This window comes from Ruegeria sp. BF12 (genome assembly GCF_056538705.1).
The window spans coordinates 1-4249 of sequence record NZ_JBQFTP010000038.1 but is presented as its reverse complement, the minus strand read 5'-3'; the positions used below and the strand labels follow the sequence as shown (position 1 = coordinate 4249).

The window sequence follows — 4249 nt, the reverse complement described above, 5'->3', positions numbered from 1 at the left end:
CCGATCGCGATGGAAGACGGCCTGCGTTTCGCCATCCGCGAAGGCGGCCGCACCGTCGGCGCCGGCGTCGTCTCGAAAATCATCGAGTAATTCGCGCTGCGAATAACCTAAGAAAGGGCGCTCAAACGGGCGCCCTTTTTTCGTTGGTAATGGTCAGAAGTTTCGGAAGGTGTCTGACTCAGTCCAATTTCTCGTAAGTCAGATTACCGCCCATTATCGTGTAAACAACGTCGACGTCTGAGATTGCTTCCGGTTCGACTTCGAACAGGTTTTCACCCAACACTACGATGTCAGCTTTTTTGCCGACTTCGAGACTGCCGATTTCACCGTCCATTCCCATACCTTTTGCGGCATTGATCGTATGCGCCTCAAGAGCCAGTTGCAGAGGTATTCTAGCTTCCTCTCCCCCGAGTGGAGGAACATCTCTGCGGTTGGGCAACTGGCGTGTGACACCCGCCTCAATGGCTGCAAGTGGACGATATTCGGATACATAACCGGACACAGGCCAGTCCGAGCCAAATGAGAATACGCCACCCTCGGCCGCGACTCTGTTCACCGGGAACATCGCCTGAACACGCTCTTCACCCAGTCTGGAAGTAGCAATGGATTGCATGAGCGGGTCCAATGTCATCCACGCGCCGGTCGTGTCATAAATGACGCCCAACTCTCCGAACCGAGCGTAATCGTCGGGATGGATCAACGTGCCGTGTGTTATCTTATGCGCACGCTCACGTTCGGGGTTTGCCTCGATTGCGGCCTCGATGGCGTCCAAAAGGGTTCTTACCGCCAGATCTCCGAAGCAATGGCACGTAACATTCAAACCAGCCGCGTCAGCGCGGATGACGGCATCCTTGACCAGCCTGATCGGAATAATCGGGTCGACCACAAGTTCGGGTTTATCAGAATACGGATCCACATAGAGCGCATTCCATTTGTCGTCGCCGCCATCGATATTGATCTTCAGATAGCTTGCCTTGACCAATTCGGAATCAAATCTCTCGCTAAGGTTCTGAGTGCCGGGCAGGGGATCGATTGTCCCATCATTCCAATAGTATGAGCCGATAAAACGGATCGGCAATTCCCCGTTCTTTTCAAAATCGGCCATCATCTGAAAGCCTTCTTCTTGGCTCATGCCCTGAATGCCATGGTCATGCACGGCGGTGATCCCGGCCGCTGCGAAACGCTGCAACCAGTTTGAAACGCCATCGGCCAGAAACTCCGGTTTCACGTCGACCAAAGAAGTCAGAACCTGCATTTGCGCGGGCACTTCTATAACCCAACCCGTTGGGTTTCCGTCAGTGTCTCGTTCAAAGAATGAAAACCCGGGCAAGGTGTCCGGGGTGTCCTTGTCGATACCCGCCAGTTCCAGTGCTTTGGAGTTTACCCAAGCCGCGTGACCATCGATGGCCCATAAGTAAACTGGTCGGTCAGACTCGATTTCATCCAGCATGGCGGCTGTCGGGTTGCCGTCTGTCCACGGATTGAACCGAACACCATAGCCTAGGATTATGTCGTCCTTGTTAGTTTCGACTTCTTTCCAGATGCGGGCAAAAAGTTCGTCCTTGTCATCGGTCTGCAAATCGACCCCGAGCATTATCAACCCGCCGGCCGCCGCATGAATATGCCCATCTACAAACCCGGGAAGGGTCATTCGACCTTTGAGGTCGATGACCTCTGTCCCGATTCCAATGACATCTTTAAGGCCTGCTGCATCACCGACATAGACGATCTCGTCACCTTCAATTCCGAGGGCCTCGGCAATGGTCCCGTTCGCATCCATCGTGTAAATTGTGCCATTTATCAAAGCGTAATCTGCAGTTGGATTGCTACGGTTGGACTGCGCGTCTGCTTGAGAAGCAGCGGCCAAAGCAGCAATTACTGAAACAACAAACCTGTCCATAGACGTCCCCTCGCAACAAATCATCGGAATGTTAGGATATAGCGACTGGGAGAAATTGCCACTTTCAGGAACGTCGGCCAGTTTGCTGAGGCGTGCGAGCTGGCGCACTGTCTTCGTTTTACGCTACCTGAAAATGCCCCAAGAGCGCTGGCATGCAGATGTATTAGTCATCGATGTAGTCCCCCAATAATGATCAGATGAAGGTCATATCCGAAGGGCCAGCCCTTTTTTCCAGACAAAGTTGAATTTGATGTTAGGTTTGTCGAAAAGAGATTTTCAGCAGAAATGAGGTCGCAAGATGAACTTTTCATCGCTTTCACTTGTTGTTTCCACATTTGTTGTTTTCTCGGGCAGTGCTGCCTTTTCTCAACAGGTTGCGGACACGATCTACTCTGGTGGTCCGATCCTGACGATCAATGATGAGCGCCCGACGGCCGAGGCCGTCGCGGTCAAGGACGGTCGTATTCTGGCGGTCGGCTCTGTGGACGATGTCTCGGGCCTTCGCGGTGAGGAAACAGAGGCCTTCGATCTGGACGGGCGTGCGATGCTACCGGGATTTGTAGACAGCCACGGGCATGTGGTGATGGGCGGATTGCAAGCGCTTTCGGCCAATATGCTCGCGCCGCCGGATGGGGATGTTCGCGACATCGCCAGTTTGCAAGCAACGCTTTCGGATTGGGCAAAAGAGAACTCTGAGGCCGTCGACAAAGTGAAAATGATCATCGGGTTCGGCTATGACAACGCACAATTTAAAGAACTGCGGCACCCGACCCGGCAAGAGTTGGATGCTGTCTCTGCTGACCTGCCCGTCGTTATCATTCATCAGTCCGGCCATTTGGGTGTGGCGAACTCGAAAGCACTGGAAATCGCAGGTATCACCGCAAGTTCCGAGGCACCTCCGGGCGGGGTCATTCAGCGCGACGAGAACGGAGAACCCAATGGCGTGTTGGAGGAATACGCTTTCTTTGCAGTGCTGGTGCCCTTGCTAGGCGATTTGGGTGAAGAGGGGATGATCGCCTTTGCCCGCGCTGGCAGCAATTTGTGGGCCAAGTTCGGGTATACGACCGGGCAAGAGGGGCGGTCGTCAGGTGAGATCGTTCAGGCCCTGAAAAAAGTGGGCGCAGAGGGTGGTCTTCCAATTGATGTCGTTGCTTTCCCAGATGTTCTTGAGTCGCGGGATTTCATTGGCGACAATGTCTCGCGCGCCTATCAGGACCGCGTTCGGGTTGGCGGCTGCAAGTTGACCATTGACGGGTCGCCGCAAGGATTTACCGCACTCAGAGATCGCCCGTATTACGATCCGGTTGGCACCTATCCGGCGGGGTACGCGGGCTATGCGGCGATTACGATGGATCAGCTCCAGGATGCCGTGAACTGGTGTTACGAGAACGGTATCCAGATCCTTGTGCACTCTAACGGAGAGGGTGCGTCGGACATGCTGATCGCCGCCCTTGAGGTTGCCCAGATGAAATACGGCGACCCCGGCAACCGGCCCGTTCTGATCCATGGTCAATTCCTGCGAGAGGATCAGGTCGCCAGCTTTAAACGGCTAGGAGTGTTCCCGTCCATTTTTCCCATGCATACCTTTTATTGGGGTGATTGGCATCGCGATCACACAGTTGGCCCGTTGAATGCCGAGAACATCTCACCCTCAGGATGGCTTCGTCAAAGGGACATGATGTTCGGTACGCATCACGATGCGCCGGTCGCACTGCCCAATAGTATGCGCGTCCTTGCCGCGACGGTGACGCGCAGAACCCGGTCGGGCGACATTCTTGGGCCGCATCAGCGGGTCGACGTCATGACTGCGCTGAAAGCGATGACGATTTGGCCGGCATGGCAGCATTTTGAAGAGAATGACAAAGGGTCCATCGAAGTCGGCAAAGTTGCGGACTTCGTAATCCTGTCCGACGATCCAACAGCGGTCGACCCCGAGACACTCGCGGATCTGAAAGTACTGTCGACGATAAAAGATGATGTCGTCATCTATCAGGCCGAGGACAGTGTGAAAGAAGGAAACCTGCACTTCTCGCCGTTTTCGAACGACCCTGTTCTTGCCCACGTCTTCTTGCACGCAATCTATCAGGGCATGAAGGTCGAAGACCCGTGGTTGACGAATGGCCGGGTCGTTGTGAAATAGCTGGTGCCGTTTGGCGACTGCCCCGGAAATTCCAAGGCCTGGGCTCGGGCGGCACATCTGCGGATAATTTGGCCGCCCGGCAAGGGGCGGCCTTTTTGTTTTGAATTGCTAGGATTGTCTAGGGTCAGGATGCATTGATTTTCAAAGCGCTGCGTGATTCACGGCTCGAAAACCGGAGCGGTGATATGAGCGACCTTTTCTGGCTGACT

At 54.4% G+C, this 4249-nt stretch carries 3 protein-coding genes; 2 read left to right on the top strand and 1 reads right to left on the bottom strand.

Translation table 11 applies throughout. The features are described 5' to 3' along the window. Positions 1 to 90, top strand: a 90-nt coding sequence (locus ACR0J0_RS23495) for an EF-Tu C-terminal domain-related protein (protein WP_211330766.1), incomplete at its 5' end; no start/stop codon positions are given. 88 nt (positions 91 to 178) lie between these two features. Here ACR0J0_RS23495 and ACR0J0_RS23490 read toward each other — a convergent pair. Further along, the gene (locus tag ACR0J0_RS23490) at positions 179 to 1900 is read right to left on the bottom strand and encodes an amidohydrolase (RefSeq protein WP_480666405.1); all 1722 of its coding nucleotides are present in this window, start codon (positions 1898 to 1900) and stop codon (positions 179 to 181) included. A 298-nt stretch (positions 1901 to 2198) separates the two neighbouring features. On the opposite strand from ACR0J0_RS23490, the gene ACR0J0_RS23485 reads away from it, so the two are divergent. Further along, on the top strand, positions 2199 to 4040 hold the full coding sequence (locus ACR0J0_RS23485) for an amidohydrolase (RefSeq protein WP_480666404.1): 1842 nt from the start codon (positions 2199 to 2201) through the stop codon (positions 4038 to 4040). Positions 4041 to 4249: the final 209 nt, after the last annotated feature.

Bases quoted from the DNA above. Each gene is read 5' to 3' on its own strand.
- ACR0J0_RS23490 (WP_480666405.1), bottom strand. From the start codon at position 1,900: ATGGACAGGTTTGTTGTTTCAGTAATTGCTGCTTTGGCCGCTGCTTCT.
- ACR0J0_RS23485 (WP_480666404.1), top strand. From the start codon at position 2,199: ATGAACTTTTCATCGCTTTCACTTGTTGTTTCCACATTTGTTGTTTTC.